1 protein-coding gene is annotated in these 5,319 nt (G+C 68.0%); it reads left to right on the forward strand.

Translation table 11 applies throughout. The annotated features are described in order from the left end of the window. The coding region (locus LWF15_RS35670) for a non-ribosomal peptide synthetase (protein ID WP_232815433.1) at positions 1-5,319 on the forward strand (5,319 nt) is incomplete at both ends.

The raw sequence follows: 5,319 nt of genomic DNA on the forward strand, positions 1-5,319 counted from the left end.
GTACACCGCCGAACGCCTACCCGACTACATGGTCCCCACCGCGTTCGTCGTCCTCGACACCCTCCCGATCACTCCCAACGGCAAGCTCGACCGACACGCCCTCCCCACACCCGACCTCACCGCCAGCACCGGGAACAACCGAACCCCGACCACCGCAACCGAAACCACCCTCACCCAGATCTTCACCGACGTCCTCAAACTCGACGGCAACATCTCGATCGACGACGACTTCTTCCACCTCGGCGGCCACTCCCTCCTGGCCACTCGGGTCGTGGCGCGCGTCAACGCTGCACTGGGCACCACGCTGACCCTGCGGGAGCTCTTCGAGGCGCCGACGGTGGCCGCGCTGGCCCGAGTCGTCGGTCAGCACACGCCCACCGGCACGGTGAGGCTGGGAGGCCGGGCCCGGCCGGATCGGGTGCCTGCGTCGTACGGTCAGCAGTCGTTGTGGCTGATCGAGCAGCTCGGCGGGCCGGGGGGCCGGTATGTGGTGCCGATGCTGCTGCGTCTGAGCGGTGAGCTCAATGAGACCGCGGTTTTTCGAGCCCTGCAGGACGTGATCGACCGCCACGAAGCCCTACGGACGCTTCTGGTGGAGGAAGACGGGGGGCTGCACCAGGTGGTCCTGGCGCCTGGTCAGGCAGTGCTGGAACCCGAGGTCGCCGAACACAGCGATCAGGCCGTAACCGACCTGCTGCAGCGCCGGTTCGACCTGGCCACCGAAACGCCGGTGCGTTCCCGTCTGTTCCGTATGCCATCAGGCGAGCGGCTTTTCGTGTTGGCCGTACATCATCACGCGGTGGACGAGTGGTCCTTCCCGTCGTTGCTGGGTGACCTGTCCACGGCGTACCGGGCCCGGATTGCCGGGCAGGCTCCGGAGTGGACGCCGCTGCCGGTGCAGTACGCGGACTACGCGATCTGGCAGCGTGACGTACTGGGCGTCGCGGATGACCCGGATTCCCTTCTGGCCCGCGATCTGGACTACTGGCGCCGCGTTTTGGCGGAGGCGCCGCCGGAGTCCACGATTACGCTGGACCGGCCGCGTCCCAGCAACCCGACGCATCACGGCGCTGATCTGACGTTCGGCGTGGATGCGGAGGTTGCCCGAGGGCTGCGCAAGGTGGCGGCCGAGCAGGGCGTCTCGATGTTCATGATCGCCCAGGCCGCGACGGCGGTGGCGGCGTCGGTACTGGGGGCCGGCGACGACGTGGTGATCGGCTCGCCAATCGGTGGGCGTACGCAGGACGGTCTGGAAGATCTGGTCGGGTACTTCGTCAACACCCTGCCCTTCCGGCATCACCTCGACCCCGCCCACACCTTCGCTGATCTGCTGCAGGTCACCCGGCAGGCGGTGCTGGACGGGTTCGCCCACCAGAGCGCGCCGTTCGAGGAGATCACGAAGGCGGCCGGGGTCGAGCGAGCGGCCAACCGTAACCCGCTGTTCCAGATCATGCTCACTCACTACGTGGGGGAGCAGGCCAGAGGTCTGTCGCTTCCCGGGATCACGGCGATCCCTGTGGATGGGAACGTCTCGGCCGCGAAGTGCGACATCGATCTGAACCTGGCCGACACCACGCAGGGCCTCGACGGGTTCCTGACGTACTCCACCGAGGTCCTCGACCGGGTGATGGTTGACCGGTTCGTCGAGGTCTTCACCGCCGTTCTGCAGGCCATCGTCACCGACGCGCAGCAGCAGATCTCTGAATCGCTGCTGCTCTCGGCGCAAGACCGGAAGGCGGTGGCGCAATGGCAGGCTGGGCCGGTGATCCCGGTCCCGGCGGCGACGCTGGATGCACTGGTGCAGCGCCAGACCGAGCAGACGCCGGACGCGACGGCGTTGGTGGATGCTGACGGCGCGGAGCTGACGTACGCGCAGTTCGACGCTCGCGTGAATTCTCTGGCCGCCGTGCTCGTCCGGCGGGGCGTCAGTGTGGGCGACCGGGTCGCGGTGCTGTTGCCTCGGTCGTCCGATCTGGTGGTGTCTTTGGCTGCTGTGTTGCGGGCGGGGGCGGCATACGTCCCGATCGATCCGGACTATCCGGGTGGACGCATCATGGCAATCATTGAGGACGCCTCACCCAGTCTGTTGATCACGACGCCTGAGTCTGTGGTCACGGTAGCAACGAGTGTGCTGCGGCTTGACGGTGAGCTGGAACCGGCTGATGCGCCAGTCTTGTCGCGCTCGGTTCTGGAAAGCGACACTGCGTACGTCATCTTCACGTCGGGTACCACGGGGCGTCCGAAGGGTGTGGCGGTCAGCCACCGTGCGATCGTTAACCTGATTGCCTGGCGTCAAGGGGTGTTCCCGCTCGAACCCGGCGACCGGTTGCTGCAGAAGAGCTCTGCCGGTTTCGACGTGTCCGTACCGGAGTTCTTCTGGCCGCTGACCGTGGGTGCCGCTACCCGTCTGATCCGTCCGGGTGGGGACAAGGACGTCGAGTACCTGGCCGGCATCCTGGCCTCGGAGCCGATCGGATTCGTGGAGTTCGTGCCGGTGGTGTTCCAGGCCATCACCGCCACCGGCTTCGACCCTAAGGTGTCGCAACTAAGGCATCTTTCGCTGGGTGCCGATGTTCTGCCGACGGGTCTGGCGAAGGACCTCGAAGGCTCGGACATCAACGTCTGGAACACCTACGGACCTACCGAAGCCGCGGTCGAAACCGTAGCTTTCGCGCTGAAGGACCTGGGTCCCGACGCCGGCACGGTCCCGATCGGTCGCCCGGTGTGGAACACCGACGTGCTCGTCCTGGACTCCTGGCTGCGCCCGGTCGGGCCCGGCGTGATCGGTGAGCTGTACCTCGGCGGGGTTCAGATCGCCGACGGCTACGTCGGCCAGCCTGCCCTGACCGCGGCTCGTTTCATCGCTGGCGAGAACGGCACCCGCCTCTACCGCACCGGCGACGTGGTGCGCTGGAGTCACGACGGTCAGCTCGAATACCTGGGCCGGGCCGACGACCAGGTGAAGGTGCGCGGTTTCCGGATCGAGCTGGACGAGATCCGTAACGTGCTGGAGGCGCACCCCGCGGTGACCGCGGCTGCGGTGCTGGCCTTCGACCACCCCGCGGGTGGCAAGTACCTGGCCGCCTACGTCACCACCAGCTCTCCCGTGGAGCAGCTGAGGGATTTCGCGGCCACCAGGCTGCCCGAGTACATGGTTCCGAGCGCCTTCATGGTGCTGGACGCGTTCCCGGTCACCGTGAACGGCAAGCTGGACCGCCGCGCGCTGCCACTGCCCGAACTGGCTGCCGGTGCGGGCGAAGGGCGGGCCCCGGCCACGGCGAGCGAGACGGCGCTGGCCGAGATCTTCACCGACGTCCTGCAGTTGCCCGAGGCTCCGTCGGTCGACGACGACTTCTTCCGCCTCGGCGGTCATTCCCTGCTGGCCACCCGCGTGGTGGCTCGGGCGAACGCCGTGCTGGGCGCGGCGCTGACCCTGCGGGACGTGTTCGAGGCGCCCACCATTGCCGCGCTCGCGGCTCTCGGCGATGCTGCTGCACAGCCGGCGACGCCCAAGCTTGGAGACCTTCCTCGCCCGGAAGTGCTTCCGGTTTCGTACGGCCAGCAGTCCCTTTGGCTGATCGAGCAACTCGGCGGTCCCGGCGGTCGTTACGTGGTGCCGACCGTGCTGCGCCTGTCCGGCGCTCTGGACGAGAAGGCGCTCATCGACGCCGTCCAGGACGTGGTCGGGCGGCACGAAGCTTTGAGGACGCTTCTGGTCGAGCAAGAGGGCCGGTTGAGTCAGGTTGTGCTCGCCCCGGAGCAAGCCGTTCTGAACGTGGTCACGGTGGCCTACAGCGATCAGTCCGTGGCCGAGCTGCTGCAGCGCCGGTTCGACCTGGCCGCAGACCTGCCGGTCCGGGCCGGCCTGTTCCGGGTGGCCCCGGCTGAGTGGGTCTTCGTGCTGGCGGTGCATCACCACGCCGTGGACGAGTGGTCGTTCCCGGCGCTGCTCGGTGATCTGGCCACCGCTTACACCGCCCGGGTGGAAGGCGAACGCCCGCACTGGCCACCTCTTCCCGTGCAGTACGCCGACTACGCGGTCTGGCAGCGTGCGGCCCTCGGTGACCCTGAGGACGGCAACAGTGTGCTCGGCGCTGACCTGGGCTACTGGCGTGACGTCCTGGCTGACGCTCCGGCCGAGTCCACCATTTCCCTGGGGCGGGCCCGTCCGGCCGAGCCGAGCCATCACGGCCTGGACCTGACGTTCGACGTCGACCCCGAAACTGCGCGCAAGCTGCGCCGGGTGGCGGCCGAGCAGGGCGTGACCATGTTCGTGATCGCCCAGGCCGCGACCGCGGTGGCCGCCTCCGTCCTGGGAGCGGGCGACGACGTCGTCATCGGTTCGCCGATCGGTGGACGCACGCAGGACGGGCTGGAAGACGTGGTCGGGTACTTCGTCAACACCCTGCCCTTCCGCCACCGGCTGGATCCGGCGCAGACCTGGGCCGAGCTGCTGGAGTCCACCAAACAAACGGTGATGGAAGGATTCGCCCATCAGAGCGCGCCGTTCGAGGAGATCGCCCGGGTGGCCGGGGTCGAGCGGGCGGCCAACCGCAACCCGCTGTTCCAGATCATGCTCACCCACTACACCGGCAAGCCCGGGCAGGGTCTGGCCCTGCCCGGGGTCGACGTCACCCCGGTGGACGGCGAACTGGCCGCAGCCAAGACCGACCTCGACCTGAGCCTGGCGGACACCGAGGAAGGCATCGAGGGCTTCCTGACCTACGCCACCGAGATCCTCGACCGGACGATGGTGGACCGGTTCGTCGCCGTGCTCACAGCCGTCCTGGACGGGATCGCGACGGACCCGCAGCAGCAGGTCTCTGCGCTGCAGGCGCTTCCGGAGCGCGACCAGGCAGCCGTGGCGCAATGGCAGGCGGGATCAGAGGTCCCGCTCCCGGCCATGACACTGGATGCTCTGGTACGGGCGCAGGCCGAGCAGACGCCGGACGCGACGGCGTTGGTTGATGCTGAGGGCGCGGAGCTGACGTACGCGCAGTTCGATGCTCGCGTGAACGCGCTGGCCGGCGTTCTGGTCGAGCGTGGTGTGCAGGTGGGCGACCGGGTCGCGGTGCTGTTGCCTCGGTCGTCGGATCTGGTGGTGTCGTTGGCTGCTGTGTTGCGGGCGGGGGCGGCGTATGTCCCGATCGATCCGGACTATCCGGGTGAGCGCATCACGGCGATCATTGAGGACGCTTCACCCAGTCTGTTGATCACGACGCCTGAGTCTGTGGTCACCGGGGCGACGAGTGTGTTGCGGCTGGATGGTGAGCTGCAGTCGGCTGATGCGCCGGTCTTGTCGCGCCCGGTCTCGGAGAG

Origin of the sequence: Kineosporia rhizophila (assembly GCF_021277265.1) — a bacterium.
In the GTDB taxonomy this organism is placed as follows: Bacteria; Actinomycetota; Actinomycetes; order Actinomycetales; family Kineosporiaceae; genus Kineosporia; species Kineosporia rhizophila.